This window comes from Candidatus Pelagibacter ubique HTCC8051 (genome assembly GCF_000472605.1).
Lineage (GTDB): Bacteria > Pseudomonadota > Alphaproteobacteria > Pelagibacterales > Pelagibacteraceae > Pelagibacter > Pelagibacter communis_B.
This window is the reverse complement of record NZ_KI421440.1, coordinates 829,099-845,010: the sequence shown is the minus strand read 5'-3', so window position 1 is coordinate 845,010 and position 15,912 is coordinate 829,099. Positions and strand designations below refer to the sequence as shown.

Genomic DNA, 15,912 nt, shown 5'->3' with positions numbered 1-15,912 from the left:
TTAATTTTTTAATCTCTTGTTGCAATATAAACACCTATTGAAGTGATTAAAAATCCAATTAAATCAAAATTAGTCAAGCTTTCATTTAAAAATAACCAAGCCATAAAAGCAGACGTGGCTGGTATCAAAAAAAATATTGAAACAGTTTTACTAGCTGAGTTATTTTTAATCAGATACATCAATATTGTAAAAGCACCAAATGAAACTAATAATATTTGGTGACTCATCGCTAATATAAATGTTTGAGTAAATTCAATATAAGGATCAACAAATAAAATTAATATTAATAAGTGAAACGAACATCCACCAAGCGCTTGGTTCATATTGCTTACCGATAGAGGTAAATTATTACTTAATTTTTTTTGCCATAAAGTAGAAAATGTAATTGCTAGTAATGCTATAATTGTTGCTACTAATCCAGTAGTTGGTATTTTGGAACCTATATCAAAACCAAGAACAAGTACTGCACCAGCAAATCCCAATAAAACACCTACCCATTGTTTTGGAGAAACTTTTTCGTTTAAGATTGGGCCACTCAAGACGTTTGTAAGAACTGGTTGTAAAGTTACTATCAATGCAGCAATTCCTGTAGGCATACCTATTGAAATTGAATAAAAAACACCACCAAGATAAAATCCATGAAAAAGCACTCCACTTAAAAAAGATTCAAGAAAGTTTTTTTTGCTAACTAAAATTTTTTCTTTTGAGTAAAGAGCAAATAAAAAAAATCCAATAGCTACAAAAGCAAATCTGAAAGCAAGCGCAGAAAACGGATCACTGTTATCAATAATTGGTTTTGTAGTAATGAACGCTGATGACCATAATAAAATAAATATTAATGGAAAAATTTTTATCATTATTTGTTTATAATTTAAATTTGACTTTATTTCTTAAAAATACCTAAATTGAACTATTTCTAGCTTGAGTTGTATTATCATATATGTATTAATTTATTTAGCTTATGCATTTTTTAAAAATACTTTTTATTTTTTCTTCTCTAATTTTTTTAAATGGTTGTCTTCAAACTACTGCTTTATTGGGACCAGGAGTAACTATAGCAACAACAGGAAATGTTCTAGAAGCAGGATTTCAATATGGCGCAAATTCAGTTATTGAGAAAGAAACAGGAAAAAATACTTTTGAACATTTACAAAACGCTGTTGATAATCAGAATAAAAATAAAAAATTTCATGAAAAATTTACAAACCTGGTAGAAAAAAAATTCGAACTTACTAGAGAAAAGTTGAATTTTAATTAATCTAAAATATTAAGAGTTATTAAATTTTTTTGTTTAGTTTCTTTGCACCACATTTCATAGCTCTCACAAACTCTCCATAAATGATCGAAAGCTCTTTGAGATATTTCTAAAGGAAAATGACTTTTTGTGTAATATAGTTTAGGTATTTTCATCAAAAACTTGACCATAGAGTCTTTTTGAATCTCCAAAAGTCTTATTGTTTCATCATTTACTTTTTTACCAGTAATTTTATCTTTAAAATCATTATTTTTTAAATCTGAGAACCATTTGTCATGAAATTCTCCCGAACTAATTAAATCATATTCCTTTGTTGTCATGAAAACTTCAAATGCCTGGATATTAGTCATATCAGAGTTTTCTTTTTTAATGTTTACAACTTTAGAATAAATTAATTCTGCAACTCTTAGAACATAAGGTTTATCACTATCTACTGACATAAATTACCCTCTGTGTTTAGCCATTGTAGAATGTGCAAGAATTAAGTTTGGGTCTAAAAAAATTTTAGATGATCTGATATTATTAAATGATTTAAAGGCAAAAATTGCAATTGGAAGTTCAGTACAGCCCAATATTATTTTTCTACATTTTATTTTAGTCAATTCGTTTATTGCAGGTTGTATTGCCTTTGCTGCAGCCTTAACATTTCCCATCTTAACTAATTTTATTGCCTTATTTACAGATTTCTTTTGAAGGTTTTGAGATGGGTTAACTAAATTATAATCTTTATTAAAAATTTTGTCGTAAACACCAGTTTTAAGAGTTCCTTCAGTAGCTAATAATCCAATTTTTGAATTTTTCTTGCAATTTTTTTTTGTAAATTTAAAAACTTCTTTTGGCATATTTACAATAGGAATGTTAATTTTCTTTTGTAAATCATCGAGCCAATAATGAGCAGTATTGCATGGAATTACAATAAATTTACATTTATTTTTTTCTAATAATTTACAACCATGAAGTAAACTTTTTAAAACATCGTTATATTTTTTTTTACTTGTATTGTTTGAAGATTTATTTGATAAATTTTTAGTTTGTACTCCAATAGACTCTGGTCGCCCCGGAATATTAGATTTGTTATAAAGAATGAACAGAGGGTATTCTTGATCAATTTTTCCTCTATTTAAAATAGCAAGTTTATTGCAAAAATCTAAACCTGCTTGTGTTCCCATTCCACCCAAAATGCCGATCATATTTTTTTGAATAATAATTATTAGATTGATTTGTTTATACCTCTCATAAAAACAATAAGTAGGCAACCATTTTTAGTATGAGAGTTATGTTCTGTACCAGGTTCAAAAGTTACAAAATCACCTTTTTTAAATATTTTACCGTCTGCATCTTGAAGTTCGCCATCTATTACATAAAACTCTTCATAACCTTGATGTACATGAGGTAAACTTTTAGCACCAGGATCCATTTTTAGTATGTAAGTGCCAAATCCACCATTATTTTTGTCATAGCTTATTTTATGCCAACTCATTCCTTCCACAGGTTTGCCATAATTGTCGAATGGCATGAAATTTAGATCTTCTATATTTTTAATTAATCTTTTACTCATATTAATAATACTTATTGTACAATTAATTTGTGTATTTGAAAATTGTGTTTAAAGATTGATTTTAGTTTTTGGTATTGGCTAAAATAAATTATCTAAAACTCTTGTTTTAAAATTAATTATTTCAGCCAATAGAAAGTGTGAATATTATGCAGTTTTTAAGTTAACTGCTGAAGGACCTTTAGGACCATCTTCAACATCGAAAGTCAAAGCTTGACCCTCATCTAAACCGTTCATACCAGCATCTCTTACTGCTGAAACATGTACAAACACATCTTTTTCTTTGTCTTCTCTTTCAATAAAACCAAAACCTTTAGTTGGATTGAACCATTTTACTTTTCCTTGTAGACTCATATTTTTCTTCTTACTTTTCGTTGTATTAATTTATTACTTATAATTAAGTAATTCTGGCTTTGTTTAGAATTATTAGGGTTTTGTCAACTAAATTGATTGAATATTACTTATTTTTTATAGCATCATTGTGAAATAAACAGAGTTTATATCCTCTTTATAGTGAGCGAATGGACCACATAAGTCAAAACCACATTGTTGAAATAATTTTCTAGCAGGCTTAAAAAAATTACCTGATCCAGTTTCAATACTTAATTTTTTAATATTAAGTTTTTTTGCCTCATTAATTAAGTGGTTTATTACACTTATTCCGTTTCCCATTCTTCTAAAATTATCATGAATTCTTATTGATTTAAACTCTCCATGTTGTTTGTCTAAAAATTTTAAAGCACCACAGCCCATAAGCATATTATTTTGCCATAAACTCCAAAATTTTATTGATTTATCTTTTAATCCTGGAATGTCTAATACATGAGCACTTCCCTCTGGAGAGGCAGCTCTTAACTCAATAAAATGTTTTGTGAGCAGTTCGTGCACTTCAGGATTATTAAAATTACCTTCTACTGATTTTAACATTTATATTAAAGTTGTAATGTGACCCATTTTTCTTTTTTTCTTAATCTCTTTTTTGAGATAATCGAAAAAGAATTCATTTTCTTTAAATTTAGACAATTTTCTATACTCAGAAATTTGATCACCAATTAAATTAACCATTGTTGCATTAGATATTTTTTTTAATGGTACTTGTTCTAAACCACATACAGCTCTTACATGATTTTCAAATTGACTTACGTTGTAGGCATTAATTGTTAGATGGCCAGAATTATGAACTCTTGGAGCTATTTCATTAACATATAAATTATCATTTCTATCAATAAAGAATTCTACACACAGTGTTCCAACGTACTTAAGCTCTTCAGCAATTGACATAGCCCAATCCTTAGATTGATCAAAGATTTTTGAATCAATCTCTGCAGGTATTTTTGAAAATTTCAATATTTGATCTTCATGTTTATTTTCTATGGGCTCGTAAATTTCATATTTTTGATTATTAAATCTTGTAATGATAATCGAAATCTCTTTTTTTAATTTAACTAGTTTTTCTAATATATAACCTTTAGAAAAATCGATATTTAATGAATTAAATTCTTCAATCGAATTTATAGGATACTGTCCTTTACCATCATAACCAAGTGTAGTTGTTTTTAAAATACCAGGTAAAAGATCTTTAAGCGCTTCAATTTCAGACTCGGTTTCTACAGAAGCATACCTTGTCGTTCTAATATTCAATTTATTAACAAAATCTTTTTCTGCCAATCTATGTTGGATCAGTCTATTTACCGAGGGTTTGGGTAAAACAGGTTTTAATTTATTTATTTCACTTAATGTTTCAAATGGAATATTTTCAAATTCATAAGTGACAAAATCTACTAGATTTACAAATTTAGTAATCTTTTCCTTATCATTGTAATTACCTGAAATAAATTTATTGCAAAAATTTTGAGCTGGAGCATCTGTATCATCACAATAAATAACAGTTTTAATATTTAATTTTTTTGCTGAAATAGCAAGCATACTGCCAAGTTGGCCACCCCCAATAATACCAAGAGTTATATCTGACATTCTATCTAGGTTTTTTTTTAACAGATTTAGTTTGCAACAATCTAAAGTTATTTAACTTTTTTTTTATAGCAGGATTAGTGTTTGCAATAATTGAAGCTGCCAATAAAGCTGCATTAATTGCTCCATCTTCACCTATAGCAAGTGTGCCAACAGGAATACCTTTTGGCATTTGAGCAATAGACAGAAGGCTGTCTAGTCCTTTAAGTTTTTTGCTTTCTATCGGCACACCCAATACTGGCAAAGGTGTCAACGCAGCAATCATTCCTGGTAAGTGAGCAGATCCACCTGCACCAGCAACAATAACACCAATATTATTTTTTATAGATGTGGTCGCAAACTCATACATTTTTTTAGGAGTTCTGTGTGCTGATATAATTTTTGTTTCAAAAGAAACTCCAATTTTTTTAAGAGTTTTTTCAGTTAGTTGCATGGTTTTATAGTCAGATTGACTACCCATTACTATTGAAACTTTTAAAGGTTTATTTTTTTTCATGAAAAATACTAAAAGTCTTATTTCAAAATTAACTCAAAATTTCAATAAAATTAATAGTATTTAAAAATCATTTTGATTAAAGTTACTTATAATATGAATTTTAAAATTGATAATTTACAATACTGTAATTGGTCTAGAAAAATTTTTGAATATAATAGAGCTGCTGGACTTGATGCGGTTCATGTAACGATAGTTTATCATGAGGATTATCATGAACTTTTAGAAGAAATTAAAAAATGGGAAATACTTTTTTTTGAAAACTCTGATTTAATATTCCTTGGAAAAGACCATAAAGATATTGAAAAAGCAAATTCTGAAAAAAAAACAGCAATCTTTTTTGGCTTTCAAAACTGTTCTCCAATTGAGGATGACATTAATTTAGTTGAAAAAGTACATGACCTAGGGTGCAGATTTATGCAACTCACTTACAACAATCAATCATTGCTAGCAACAGGTTGCTATGAAAAAATTGATAGTGGAGTTACAAATTTTGGTCGTGAAGTAATAAAAGAAATGAATAGAGTAGGTGTAGTTGTTGACATGTCTCACTCAGCAGAAAAAAGTACGTTTGATGCCATTGAATTAAGTGAAAAACCAATAGCAATCACCCATGCAAATCCCACATTTTGGCATCCAGCAAAAAGAAATAAATCTAGTGAACTTTTAAAAACATTAAGTGAAAGTGGCGGCATGTTGGGTTTATCCTTATATCCTCATCATTTAAAAGATAACACTAATTGCACAATTGAGAGTTTTTGTGAGATGATCGCTAGAACAGCTGAGGTTATGGACCTAAAAAATATTGGCATTGGTTCAGATCTTTGTTTAGATCAACCCGACACTGTTGTTGAATGGATGAGAAATGGCTCTTGGTCTAAAAGTAAAAATTATGGAGAAGGATCTAAAAACAAACCTGGTTTTCCTAAACAACCAGAATGGTTCAAAGATGCTAGAGGGTTTGCAAATATCGAAACTGGCCTAAAAAAAGTAGGTTTTTCGGATAGTGAGACACAAGGAATACTAGGAAATAACTGGTATAATTTTTATAAATCAATCTAATTATGAAAATAGAGTTAAGAGATCCAAATGTAATAATGAAGTTATCAAGATTGGGGTCGTTTCATCAGTCAAAATTATCGTTTTTAAGAAGTTTTTTAAGTGAGTTTAAAGATTGGGATTATAAAAGAGATTTATTTAATCTTGATCAAAACGGGTATGGAGAGGCAGTTTATTCATTTAAAAAAAAAGATAGAGTTTATTCATTAGTTTGTTTTGCTAATCAAATTAAAGATGACGAGAGATCTGATAGAGTTATAGCTACTAAATGGGATGCAGCGTTTACATTACATGATGGTATTCCAAGTTCAGAGGATATTAAAAGATTAAAAGATGAGGTTCCAAAACAGGAGATTGGTAGACTTTCATTTAAAGAGTTAACTTTATCAAGAGCCAATAAATCTGTAAGAGTTTTCAATCATGTTGTAGAAAGTTTAAGTGAAGGTAATCAGCCTGATTTGAATTTGCTATTAAAAGTTGGTTATTTATATAGAACTACAGCAGTATATGGGTCTGGAAAATTTGGACTTGCTGACAGGTTTAGAATTAAAAACAGAGAGGAAATTAATGGTCCTTTTAGATTAGAAATGATGTTGGTGTATCTAGTTAGACAATTTACTTTTGATCAGGTCAATCATGTAGCTCATCATAAAAACCCTAAAAAAGCAGTCAAATTAGACAAACAAATTTGCAAAAATTTAGGCATTGGAAATTCGACTGGCCTTGGTATGGCTCCTTTTATCGTTAATCACCCAACATTATTAAATAATTGGATACTTAGTAGAGAAACAGCTTTAAAAAAAATTAGAGAAATAAAAGTTGTAAAGACAGAAGAAAGTGACCTTTTTAAAGATTGTTTAAAAAAATCTTTAAAAAATATTACAAGCTGGAATACAGATAGTGAGTATCAACAATCTAAGATAAAATCATTATTAAAGGATGTTGAACAATTTATAAGATTTATTGAAAATGATTTTGATTTTAAAATTGAGTATCCTTTTAATGAAATATATTTGTGGTTAGAAAAAAAATCATGTGACGAATGTATAGAATATATTGTTTCCATAATGATGGAACCTTACAATGATATAACAGAGCCTTTAGTTGCAAATATGAGCTCTGATGAAGACAAGTATTTCAATATTCCAACCAATCGAACAACCAATGAATTAAAAAACATTATTGAAACTAGGTATTCAAATATTTTAAAAATAAATTTTGATCAAAAGGAAAATTGTCAAAATTTTTGGTTTATATCTAAAAATAAAGAGGAGCCTAGATTAGCAGATAGGTTTGAAGAGCACGGATCTGAACTTGAACAACCACTTGCAATTGCAAGAGACATTAAAAAATTATACGAAAAACTATTGTCTTTAAAAGACAATTTAACTATTGCTGAATTTTTAACGTTCAATTCAGAACTAAGACATGTTGTAAGAAGAGCATTTATTATTGAAAAATTTCCTTATTCTGAAATTCAAGACAATACAATCAGCAAAAGTATTGTGCCAATAGATATGCTTAGACTTAAATTATCTTTTTTTGGTGCATTAAAGTTTGATCCAAGATCAGATAAATGGTTAAGAATTTGCATGTTCCAAGGCGCACCATTGCCAAGTGAATTAAAAAATTATGATGAGCAATGGGTATATAAAACAATAAATTAATAATGAGATCTTTGAGTGAAATTGAAACTGCAGTAAAAAGAGCAAGTAGAGCAGTTGGTTTTTCATGGGGTAACTCTGAAGAAGTTGGAAAATCAATCCGTCAGCTAGAGTTGTTTGGGTTACAAGGAATTAAAAATTTAAATCAATATTATAAAGATAGAACCACAAAAAAATTTGAAGATTTAAATTTAATTTATGAGTCAAATGAGGCTACATTAGAAGCTTATTGTCCAATTATACTTGGTATTAGTTTTTTAGACCAAATTAAATCAGTAGAAAATTTTAAAACAATTAAATTTAAAAAAATTGCATACCCAGTCCTTTTTTTATCATTCTTGAGTAGAGCTTCAGAAATTAGTGGAAAAAAAATACATGTTACATTTGATCAGAATGAAATTTTACTTAATTTAAATGTGAATATTTCTTCTAATTTATTGAACAAAGAAATTCCTAAATTTGTTAACGAAATTAATATTAAATTTATTAATAATAACGATAACTTTAGTGCATCAGATTGGAATAGTCTTTATAAATTAGCAGAAGATACTTTTGTCGAGGAAAGTGATAGTTTAAAACAAGGTGCAGCTGGTGCAGGACTTACGGATAATGACTGATAATTTAGAGGATAAATATGATGAAGAAATTATCAGAGAATTAAATAATATATGTGATGAGTGCAAGAAAGAGGACGAGAGTGTTTCACAAAATTTAATTTTAACTAGTTATAAATTATGTTCTTCTTGTAGAGTTTCTAAAACTATTTTTCCAATTTAGCTGATTTGATTAACAGGCAACATATTCATTCTACTCATTACAAAAGAAATAGATAAAAATGCGATTATCAAGAATGACAAAAATACAATTCCAAAAGATTTAATATTGGATTTCAAACCTAATACTTGTTTTGTAGAGATGATTAACCCTGCAAAAATCCAAAATTGTGTAAGAAATATTATTGGGATCATCATGTTTGGTGTTACTGCAAAAAATCTTAACAAACCTGGAGCATGAGCAAAGCCGACAGCAGTTAACACTTTTTTAAAAGGAACTTTTGTATTTTTGTCTGGAAAAAGTTTAACACCTATTACATAAATAAAGACTCCCCACACTAACCATGTCAATATCGATGTAAGTCCAGACATTGCTACTGCAGTTTTAATAACTGTATTTGCAGCTACAGCACCTGCAATTCCATCCAAGATCATTATAAGTCCAGCAAAATAAACTGAAGCTTCACCAAAGTTTTTATTATCTGTATATAGAGATTTATCAAGTTTAATTGACTTAAAAACTATATTTAAAAATTCACCAAACATTAATTCTTATCTTTTCTATTTTTTTGAGCTCTATATGAAACTAATAATGGAAATATTATTAAAGCAATCGCAATGATAATGCAAATTACGATTAAAAAACCTTTACTCATTGAAAAAATGGGGGAGCTTTAATAGGCTCCCCCAAAATAAATTTAGCCTTTAACAACCTCTCTTGTATTTGCGTTGAAAGACTCTTTGAAAGGAATATCCACTACTACCGCATCAACAGGTGTTCCTGGTGTGTCAGAGTATTTTTCTGGTAAATGAACTTTATATTTTGTTCCAACCTTACCTTTTGGAAATCCATTTGAGTTCAATGTTCCATCAAATGGCACATATCCCATTGCAATGTTTTGTTTTTTTTCTGGGTGATACCAAGGAGAAGTAATAAATCCTACTGGATCTCCACCACTCTCAGGTGACACTAGCCAAAAATCAGGAGCATACTCCTCGATTGGTTTTCCACCTAATTCAAGTCCAACCAATTGTAGCTTATAAGGTTTTTTACCATCTTTAAGTTCGGCACCCATTTTTTCTAATGCTGCTTTACCTACATAGTCACCTTTTTTAGCCCATTCACCTTTTCCAGATAATGAAACTTGATAACCTAGGTTACACTGAAATGGATTATGTTGAGCATCCATATCTTGACCCCATGAAAGAATTCCTGCTTGAATTCTTCTATGGTGAGCAGGAGCAATAACCATAAGGCTATGTTTTTTACCTGCTTCAAGAACTGCATTCCACATATCCTCAGCATATAAAGTAGAATCTCTTAGGTAAATTTCATACCCAGCTTCTCCTGAGAAACCAGATTGAGAAATTACACAACTTCTTCCACCTACTTTAACTTCTGCTAAACCGTAGAAAGGCATATTGTCAAAATCAACTTGATCACCACAAAGATCCTTCATTAAAGCTTTTGATTTTGGTCCTTGTATTTGTACTGGACTCACATCAATCTCTTCAATAGTACAGTCAAATCTTCCATCAGCGTTTACACCCTGAAGGTACATACCAATATCAGAGTCTGATAAAGAAAACCAAAACTCATCTTCAGAAATTCTTAGAAGAATTGGATCGTTTAAAACTCCACCATAAGCGTTACACAAGATTACATATCTTGCTCTCATAGGAGAAATTTTTGTAGCATCTCTAGTTATTACATAGTCAGTAAATTTTTCTGCATCCGGACCCTTAACTCTAATTTGTCTTTCAACAGCAACGTTCCACATAGTAACGTGATTTACAATTGCATCATACTCAACCATTGCTCCACCATCTTCTGGTTTTACATAGCCTCTTGGGTGATAAATACGATTGTATACAGTTGCTCTCCAACAACCTGCCTGCATTGATAAATGCCAATAAGGTGATTTTCTTACTCTTGTTGAGATAAGCATTTCAACTTTGGTTGGCCCACTTTGTCTTAAATTATATGGTACTGCACGATCTGATTGATCTACTGAAGTAACATGTTTTAGCTTAGTATAGTCAAATTCATTAGACATAACTATTCTCCTTCAACCACTTGTTAGTTTCCTTCAAGCCGCCGAATGTATAAATGTGGAAGTTATCAGTATGTGATTTAACTTTCCCAATTAAATCATTAGGGTCTTTAGGTTTCAATAAATCTAACGCCTTAGTAAAATTAGATTTAAGAAAGTTAATGGAATTTTTCGCTCCGACAATATTAGCAAATTTTATTAAGCTAGATATTTTCATTGGCCCAGTAATTCCAACATGCACTGGTACGCTTTGTTTAGAAATGAAATCAACAATAGGCTGACTATCTAATAACCATTGTGTTACTATGTAATCAGCATAAGGCTTCTTATCTACCATTGCTTTTTCTAAATTTTGTTCTGGTATATCAGGACTTCCTTCTGGATGGCCCGCAATACCAATTTTAATTCCGTCAAAAAAACCTGTTTCTAAAATTTGATAAGAGCTATCAAACTTACCAATTGGATCTCTACTTCCACCAATTACTAAAGCTTGCTTAACACCTTGATCTTTACATCTTGAGACATATTCTTTTAATTCTTCTTCATTGTTAATTGATCTAGCTGGAAAGTGTGGAACAGGATTAAAACCTTTTTTTACAAGATCACCTGACTTGTCAGCAGTATCTTTATAATCTCCACCAGGTAACATTGTAACGTAAACGTCCTTAACAGAAGGTAAAGTTTCAAGGTCGGTATGAGGACCAATTTCCAGTGAAAAATTCATTTTTTTCAGATCATTATCCTTTTTAAAAAAGCTGTCAAAGAAATTCAACACGGCTCAAAATTGAAATTTGTTGCCAAAAATTATGTCCATGGTAATTTTTTTTGTGGACCAAAATAAGAAAAACAAATCTCTCTCAGAGATCCTAGATATCAAGAAATTGATGAATGTAATTAAACCCATTGAAAGTGCAAATGGACTACCAAACGAGTGTTACACTAGCGAAAATTATTTAGAATATGAAAGAAATAAGATTTTTTCTGATAAATGGTCAGTTATAGGAGTTGGTAGCTCCATACCTAGAGCTGGAGATGCAAAACCATACAATCTGCTCGGGATTCCTTTAATGATTGTTAGAGACAAAGATCTTAAAATAAGAGTGTTTCATAATGTCTGCAGTCATAGAGGCTTCAAATTATTGGACAAACCATGTACTTTGAAAAATGTAATAAGATGCCCTTATCATTCATGGTCATATGACTTTAAAGGATATTTGGTGGCTACCCCTCATATAGGAGGCTTAGATAAGCATACATCAGATCAATTTAAAAAGAATCAGAGTAATTTGAAAGAGGTAAGATCTAAAGTATGGATGGATATAATTTTTGTTAATATTAATTCCAATGAAATTGAATTTGAAGATTATATCAAACCACTTGAACAAAGATGGTCTAAATTCATTGATCGGGATGATCAAAAATTACTAGTTCATTCAAAAGATTATGGTTCTTTTGATTTAGAGGTCGAAAGCAATTGGAAATTCGCTATAGAAAATTATTGTGAAAGTTATCATTTACCAACTATTCATCCTGAATTAAACAAAGTTTCAAATATTAGTGACCATTATCACATTCAAGGTTTACCAAATCGGTTTGCAGGACAAGGAAGTAAAAAATACGAACAACCTGTAATAGGAAATAGAAAATTTGAAACTTTTAAGAATTGGGAAAAAAAATCTTTAAAAAATTCTGAATATGTTGCTTTATTTCCTAATGTAATGATTGGTTTACACTTAGATCATTTTTATGTTTTTTGGCTGGAACCACTTGCAACTAATCAAACAAAAGAACATATGCAAATTTATTATGTTGGTGACGAAAGTGCTAACAGTGAAGAGCTTAAGGAATTAAGAAAAGAAAATTCAAGATTTTGGAAAGATGTTATGCGTGAAGATATAAATGCAGTTGAAGGAATGCAGGAAGGAAGAGGTTCACCTGCTTATAATGGAGGAAACTTTTCACCAGTTATGGATCAACCAACACATCAATTCCATAAATGGGTAGCAAATAGTTTATTATAAAAAAATGAAAATTATTTTAATAATGGGTCTGCCAGGTTCAGGAAAAACAACATTAGCTGGGGAATTAGCTCCATTACTTAATGCTAAAAGATTAAATGCAGATGAGGTTAGAAAAGAAGCAAATGATTGGGATTTTTCTTATGAAGGAAGAAAAAGACAGGCAAAAAGAATGGCAGATTTTGCATTAAAATTGAAAGAAGATGGAAATAATGTTGTAGCAGATTTTATCTGTCCAACACCTGAAGCAAGAGCTTTGTTTCCTGCAGATTTCATAATTTGGGTTGATACTATCAAAGAAGGAAGATTTGATGATACAAACAAGATGTTTGTCGATCCAGACAAGTTTGACTATCATGTCACTACACAAGATGCTAAAAACTGGTCACAAAAAATAATAAAGGAGATAAAATAATGGCCTACGAATGGGATAACAAAAAACCAACTGCACAAATGTTAGGAAGATGGCAACCATTTCATGACGGTCATTACACTTTATTTAAGGAGATTATTAAAAAAACAGGTCAAGTTTGTATTCAAATCAGAGATGTACAAGGGGTTGATGATAATCCTTTTGATTTTGAGACAGTTAAGAAAAATATTGAAGAAAGATTAAACCCAGAGTTTGAAGGTCAATTTAAAGTAATACTAGTGCCAAATATAACAAACATTTGTTATGGACGAGGTGTTGGATATAAAATTGAAGAAATTGAATTATCAAAAGAAATTCAAGAAATTTCTGCCACTAAAATTAGAGCCAAGATGAGAGAAGAAGGAAAATTAAAATAAATTTTAATGAACGATAGATTAAAAACTATTGTAGATTTAGAAAATTATCCCATTCACAATTTATCTTCTAATAAGATAAAAAAATTAATTAAAAAATGTAAAGACGATTTAGATCAATTTAGTTGCTCTACTATTCCAAATTTCATTTTACCAAAATCAATTGAAACTATGAATTTTGAATTAGAAAAACAAATTGATAAAGTTTTTATGTCTAAAAAAAGTATTAATCCATATCTTAACTCAAAAGATGATACCTCATTATCATCAAACCATCCTAAAAGAACTTTTATGAAGAGAGATAACGGATATTTAAACTCAGATTTATTCGATATAGAATCCGAAATGAAATTTTTGTATGAGCAAGAAGAGCTTTTAAAATTTGTATCAGCATGTTTGGGTATTTCACCAATATATAGATGGGCAGACCCATTAGCTTGTCATGCATATAACGTAATGAGACCAGAAGGTATTCTGCCTTGGCATTTTGACAGTTGTGAATTTACACTTAGTATAATGATACAAAAACCTGATGAGGGTGGAATTTTTGAATACTGTCCTTTTATTAGAGAGCCTGGAAATGAAAATTTTGATGAAGTTAAGAAAGTTTTAGATGGTGATAGAACGAAAGTTAGGCAGCTAAAATTAGAACCTGGTGATTTACAGATATTTAAAGGAAGGTTTACGATGCATAGAGTAACTAAGGTAAAAGGAAATAATTCAAGATATCTTTGTATTCCAGCTTATGTGTTAGATCCATGGAGAGTAAATACTCCAGAGCATTCAGAAGCTATCTATGGAAAAGTATTACCAATTCATATAGAAAGAAATCAAGCTAGATCAGATGGTCTTGCAGATTAATATGACAAGCAATATTAAAATAAAGAAAATAACTAATGAAATTTCATCAATTATAATTGATGAACAAAAAACATATAACTCATTATCTTTTAAAAATTTAACTGATTTACTTAATGCTTTTAAAAAACTTGATTTAGATAAAAAAATAAAAGTAATTATTTTAGAAGGTGCTGGTAAAGGGTTTAGTGCTGGACATAATTTGAAAGAGGTAAGGGGATTAAATAAAAAAGAAAAATATCAAAAATTATTTAATCTTTGTTCAAAAGTAATGCTTCAAATTGTTGAAGGAAGAAAACCAGTAATTGCAAAAGTTCATGGAGCTGCGTTTGCTGCTGGATGTCAATTAGTTGCAAGTTGTGATTTAGCTTACAGCACAAATGACACTTTTTTTGCTACTCCTGGAGTTAATATAGGATTATTTTGTAGCACTCCAATGGTTGCTGTTAGTAGAAAAATTAACAGAAAACCAATGATGAAAATGTTGCTAACTGGAGAACCCATTAAAGCAAAATATGCAAAAGAAATTGGATTAATTAATGATTATTTTTCAAAATCTAAGTTAGATAACGAAGTATTAAAAGTTGCAAGGGTTATTGCATCAAAATCAAATTTAACAATTAAAATTGGCAAACAAGCTTTTTACAAACAATTAGAAATGCCTTTAAAAAAAGCATATGCATATACTAGTAAAATGATGACAATAAATATGATGTCAATGGACGCAAAAGAGGGGATCTCAGCCTTTTTAGATAAAAGAAAACCTAAATGGAAAAATAAATAATGATAAATAAAAAAAATATTCTAATTATCATCTTCATCATTTTAGCAATGATCTTCGTTTTAAGTTTCAATGATCATAATTTTAAAAGAGCCGTTGATGCATGTCTTGCTGGTAGTCAGAAATTATCAGAGTCTAAAATTACAGATTTAGAAGAAGCTCGAAAATTTTGCGAAGATCAGATTAAAAGAAATAAATAGTTCATGTCAGATATAAAAGAAATCTTATCTAAATATAAAACTATTGCGATGATAGGAGTTAGTAAAGATCTCACTAAACCATCAACAATAGTTATGAAATATATGCAAAAATATGGATTTAAAGTTATCCCAGTTAATCCAAGAGCAAAAGGTGAAAAAATCTTAGGAGAAGAAGTTTACGAAAAAATAACTGATATTAAAGAACCTGTTGAGATAGTAGATGTTTTTAGGCCTTCAAAAGAAGCGTATGAAATAGCAAAAGATACAGTAAAAATTGGTGCAAAAGTTTTGTGGCTTCAACTAGGTATTAGAGATGAAGAGTCAAAAAAATTAATGGATAAAAACAATATTAATTATATTGAAAACAAATGTACCAAAATGGAGTTTCAAAAATTTTTTTTAAAAAAAAGACAGGCTTTCCCAGTATTGAGTAATTAAATAAATT

At 29.6% G+C, this 15,912-nt stretch carries 23 protein-coding genes; 12 read left to right on the top strand and 11 right to left on the bottom strand.

Annotation, left to right across the window (positions count from 1 at the left end; translation table 11 throughout):
• Nucleotides 1-8: 8 nt before the first annotated feature.
• A complete protein-coding gene (locus F754_RS0104665) occupies nucleotides 9-857 on the bottom strand; it encodes a DMT family transporter (RefSeq protein ID WP_023648756.1) in 849 nt (282 codons plus the stop codon).
• 104 nt (nucleotides 858-961) lie between these two features.
• Here F754_RS0104665 and F754_RS0104660 point away from each other — a divergent pair, with 104 nt between their 5' ends.
• Complete coding sequence (locus tag F754_RS0104660; protein ID WP_023648755.1) at nucleotides 962-1,258, top strand: hypothetical protein; 297 nt, start codon at nucleotides 962-964, stop codon at nucleotides 1,256-1,258.
• On the opposite strand, the gene F754_RS0104655 is transcribed toward F754_RS0104660, so the two are convergent.
• The 7 genes from F754_RS0104655 to purE form a co-directional block, all read right to left on the bottom strand.
• Complete coding sequence (locus tag F754_RS0104655) at nucleotides 1,255-1,695, bottom strand: hypothetical protein (protein WP_023648754.1); 441 nt, start codon at nucleotides 1,693-1,695, stop codon at nucleotides 1,255-1,257. The two genes, F754_RS0104660 and F754_RS0104655, sit on opposite strands and share 4 nt — an antisense overlap.
• A 3-nt stretch (nucleotides 1,696-1,698) precedes the next feature.
• Nucleotides 1,699-2,445: an amino acid racemase gene (locus F754_RS0104650; protein WP_023648753.1), complete on the bottom strand. Its 747-nt coding sequence runs from the start codon at nucleotides 2,443-2,445 to the stop codon at nucleotides 1,699-1,701.
• Nucleotides 2,446-2,465: 20 nt separating this feature from the next.
• Nucleotides 2,466-2,813 (bottom strand): cupin domain-containing protein, encoded by a 348-nt coding sequence (locus tag F754_RS0104645; protein WP_023648752.1) that lies wholly within the window; start codon nucleotides 2,811-2,813, stop codon nucleotides 2,466-2,468.
• A 144-nt stretch (nucleotides 2,814-2,957) separates the two neighbouring features.
• Nucleotides 2,958-3,164 (bottom strand): cold-shock protein, encoded by a 207-nt coding sequence (locus F754_RS0104640; RefSeq protein WP_008545539.1) that lies wholly within the window; start codon nucleotides 3,162-3,164, stop codon nucleotides 2,958-2,960.
• A 114-nt stretch (nucleotides 3,165-3,278) separates the two neighbouring features.
• Nucleotides 3,279-3,737, bottom strand: coding sequence for a GNAT family N-acetyltransferase (locus tag F754_RS0104635; protein WP_023648751.1), 459 nt, complete (start codon nucleotides 3,735-3,737; stop codon nucleotides 3,279-3,281).
• A complete protein-coding gene (locus tag F754_RS0104630) occupies nucleotides 3,738-4,784 on the bottom strand; it encodes a 5-(carboxyamino)imidazole ribonucleotide synthase (protein ID WP_023648750.1) in 1,047 nt (348 codons plus the stop codon).
• A 1-nt stretch (nucleotide 4,785) separates the two neighbouring features.
• Nucleotides 4,786-5,277 carry a 5-(carboxyamino)imidazole ribonucleotide mutase gene (purE, locus tag F754_RS0104625; protein WP_023648749.1) on the bottom strand — a complete coding sequence of 164 codons (492 nt, stop codon included), beginning with the start codon at nucleotides 5,275-5,277 and terminating at the stop codon, nucleotides 4,786-4,788.
• A gap of 93 nt (nucleotides 5,278-5,370) precedes the next feature.
• Here purE and F754_RS0104620 point away from each other — a divergent pair, with 93 nt between their 5' ends.
• Genes F754_RS0104620 through F754_RS07795 form a run of 4 tightly spaced genes read left to right on the top strand, consistent with a single transcriptional unit; the run spans nucleotide 5,371 to nucleotide 8,774 of the window.
• Nucleotides 5,371-6,336 carry a membrane dipeptidase gene (locus tag F754_RS0104620; RefSeq protein WP_023648748.1) on the top strand — a complete coding sequence of 322 codons (966 nt, stop codon included), beginning with the start codon at nucleotides 5,371-5,373 and terminating at the stop codon, nucleotides 6,334-6,336.
• A gap of 2 nt (nucleotides 6,337-6,338) precedes the next feature.
• Complete coding sequence (locus tag F754_RS0104615; protein ID WP_023648747.1) at nucleotides 6,339-8,000, top strand: hypothetical protein; 1,662 nt, start codon at nucleotides 6,339-6,341, stop codon at nucleotides 7,998-8,000.
• A gap of 2 nt (nucleotides 8,001-8,002) precedes the next feature.
• A complete protein-coding gene (locus F754_RS0104610; protein WP_023648746.1) occupies nucleotides 8,003-8,614 on the top strand; it encodes a DUF3726 domain-containing protein in 612 nt (203 codons plus the stop codon).
• Entirely contained in the window at nucleotides 8,607-8,774 is a 168-nt protein-coding gene (locus F754_RS07795) for a hypothetical protein (protein ID WP_023648745.1), read from the top strand. The genes F754_RS0104610 and F754_RS07795 overlap by 8 nt, the downstream gene beginning before the upstream one ends.
• Here the strand turns inward: F754_RS07795 and F754_RS0104600 are convergent.
• The 3 genes from F754_RS0104600 to F754_RS0104585 all read right to left on the bottom strand — a co-directional run bounded on the left by F754_RS0104600 (nucleotide 8,771) and on the right by F754_RS0104585 (nucleotide 11,548).
• Nucleotides 8,771-9,316, bottom strand: a complete 546-nt coding sequence (locus F754_RS0104600) for a hypothetical protein (RefSeq protein WP_023648744.1) — start codon at nucleotides 9,314-9,316, stop codon at nucleotides 8,771-8,773. The genes F754_RS07795 and F754_RS0104600 overlap by 4 nt on opposite strands.
• A 152-nt stretch (nucleotides 9,317-9,468) precedes the next feature.
• Nucleotides 9,469-10,827: a glycine cleavage system protein T gene (locus F754_RS0104590; protein WP_023648742.1), complete on the bottom strand. Its 1,359-nt coding sequence runs from the start codon at nucleotides 10,825-10,827 to the stop codon at nucleotides 9,469-9,471.
• Entirely contained in the window at nucleotides 10,820-11,548 is a 729-nt protein-coding gene (locus tag F754_RS0104585) for a methylenetetrahydrofolate reductase (RefSeq protein ID WP_023648741.1), read from the bottom strand. The genes F754_RS0104590 and F754_RS0104585 overlap by 8 nt, the downstream gene beginning before the upstream one ends.
• Nucleotides 11,549-11,651: 103 nt before the next feature.
• Here F754_RS0104585 and F754_RS0104580 point away from each other — a divergent pair, with 103 nt between their 5' ends.
• From F754_RS0104580 to F754_RS0104550, 7 genes are read left to right on the top strand one after another with little or no spacing between them, the layout of a single operon-like run.
• Nucleotides 11,652-12,845: a Rieske 2Fe-2S domain-containing protein gene (locus tag F754_RS0104580; RefSeq protein WP_023648740.1), complete on the top strand. Its 1,194-nt coding sequence runs from the start codon at nucleotides 11,652-11,654 to the stop codon at nucleotides 12,843-12,845.
• 4 nt (nucleotides 12,846-12,849) lie between these two features.
• Nucleotides 12,850-13,257: an adenylyl-sulfate kinase gene (locus F754_RS0104575; RefSeq protein ID WP_023648739.1), complete on the top strand. Its 408-nt coding sequence runs from the start codon at nucleotides 12,850-12,852 to the stop codon at nucleotides 13,255-13,257.
• Nucleotides 13,257-13,631: a cytidyltransferase gene (locus F754_RS0104570; RefSeq protein WP_023648738.1), complete on the top strand. Its 375-nt coding sequence runs from the start codon at nucleotides 13,257-13,259 to the stop codon at nucleotides 13,629-13,631. Before F754_RS0104575 ends, F754_RS0104570 begins: the two co-directional genes overlap by 1 nt.
• A 6-nt stretch (nucleotides 13,632-13,637) precedes the next feature.
• Complete coding sequence (locus F754_RS0104565; RefSeq protein ID WP_023648737.1) at nucleotides 13,638-14,489, top strand: hypothetical protein; 852 nt, start codon at nucleotides 13,638-13,640, stop codon at nucleotides 14,487-14,489.
• Complete coding sequence (locus F754_RS0104560; protein WP_155242598.1) at nucleotides 14,485-15,270, top strand: enoyl-CoA hydratase; 786 nt, start codon at nucleotides 14,485-14,487, stop codon at nucleotides 15,268-15,270. The genes F754_RS0104565 and F754_RS0104560 overlap by 5 nt, the downstream gene beginning before the upstream one ends.
• On the top strand, nucleotides 15,270-15,467 hold the full coding sequence (locus F754_RS0104555; RefSeq protein WP_023648735.1) for a hypothetical protein: 198 nt from the start codon (nucleotides 15,270-15,272) through the stop codon (nucleotides 15,465-15,467). The genes F754_RS0104560 and F754_RS0104555 overlap by 1 nt, the downstream gene beginning before the upstream one ends.
• A gap of 3 nt (nucleotides 15,468-15,470) precedes the next feature.
• Nucleotides 15,471-15,905, top strand: coding sequence for a CoA-binding protein (locus F754_RS0104550; protein ID WP_023648734.1), 435 nt, complete (start codon nucleotides 15,471-15,473; stop codon nucleotides 15,903-15,905).
• Nucleotides 15,906-15,912 lie beyond the last annotated feature (7 nt).

Coding starts and splice junctions, on each gene's coding strand:
- F754_RS0104665 (WP_023648756.1), bottom strand. CDS start 857: ATGATAAAAATTTTTCCATTAATATTTATTTTATTATGGTCATCAGCG.
- F754_RS0104660 (WP_023648755.1), top strand. CDS start 962: ATGCATTTTTTAAAAATACTTTTTATTTTTTCTTCTCTAATTTTTTTA.
- F754_RS0104655 (WP_023648754.1), bottom strand. CDS start 1,695: ATGTCAGTAGATAGTGATAAACCTTATGTTCTAAGAGTTGCAGAATTA.
- F754_RS0104650 (WP_023648753.1), bottom strand. CDS start 2,445: ATGATCGGCATTTTGGGTGGAATGGGAACACAAGCAGGTTTAGATTTT.
- F754_RS0104645 (WP_023648752.1), bottom strand. CDS start 2,813: ATGAGTAAAAGATTAATTAAAAATATAGAAGATCTAAATTTCATGCCA.
- F754_RS0104640 (WP_008545539.1), bottom strand. CDS start 3,164: ATGAGTCTACAAGGAAAAGTAAAATGGTTCAATCCAACTAAAGGTTTT.
- F754_RS0104635 (WP_023648751.1), bottom strand. CDS start 3,737: ATGTTAAAATCAGTAGAAGGTAATTTTAATAATCCTGAAGTGCACGAA.
- F754_RS0104630 (WP_023648750.1), bottom strand. CDS start 4,784: ATGTCAGATATAACTCTTGGTATTATTGGGGGTGGCCAACTTGGCAGT.
- purE (WP_023648749.1), bottom strand. CDS start 5,277: ATGAAAAAAAATAAACCTTTAAAAGTTTCAATAGTAATGGGTAGTCAA.
- F754_RS0104620 (WP_023648748.1), top strand. CDS start 5,371: ATGAATTTTAAAATTGATAATTTACAATACTGTAATTGGTCTAGAAAA.
- F754_RS0104615 (WP_023648747.1), top strand. CDS start 6,339: ATGAAAATAGAGTTAAGAGATCCAAATGTAATAATGAAGTTATCAAGA.
- F754_RS0104610 (WP_023648746.1), top strand. CDS start 8,003: ATGAGATCTTTGAGTGAAATTGAAACTGCAGTAAAAAGAGCAAGTAGA.
- F754_RS07795 (WP_023648745.1), top strand. CDS start 8,607: ATGACTGATAATTTAGAGGATAAATATGATGAAGAAATTATCAGAGAA.
- F754_RS0104600 (WP_023648744.1), bottom strand. CDS start 9,316: ATGTTTGGTGAATTTTTAAATATAGTTTTTAAGTCAATTAAACTTGAT.
- F754_RS0104590 (WP_023648742.1), bottom strand. CDS start 10,827: ATGTCTAATGAATTTGACTATACTAAGCTAAAACATGTTACTTCAGTA.
- F754_RS0104585 (WP_023648741.1), bottom strand. CDS start 11,548: ATGAATTTTTCACTGGAAATTGGTCCTCATACCGACCTTGAAACTTTA.
- F754_RS0104575 (WP_023648739.1), top strand. CDS start 12,850: ATGAAAATTATTTTAATAATGGGTCTGCCAGGTTCAGGAAAAACAACA.
- F754_RS0104570 (WP_023648738.1), top strand. CDS start 13,257: ATGGCCTACGAATGGGATAACAAAAAACCAACTGCACAAATGTTAGGA.
- F754_RS0104565 (WP_023648737.1), top strand. CDS start 13,638: ATGAACGATAGATTAAAAACTATTGTAGATTTAGAAAATTATCCCATT.
- F754_RS0104555 (WP_023648735.1), top strand. CDS start 15,270: ATGATAAATAAAAAAAATATTCTAATTATCATCTTCATCATTTTAGCA.
- F754_RS0104550 (WP_023648734.1), top strand. CDS start 15,471: ATGTCAGATATAAAAGAAATCTTATCTAAATATAAAACTATTGCGATG.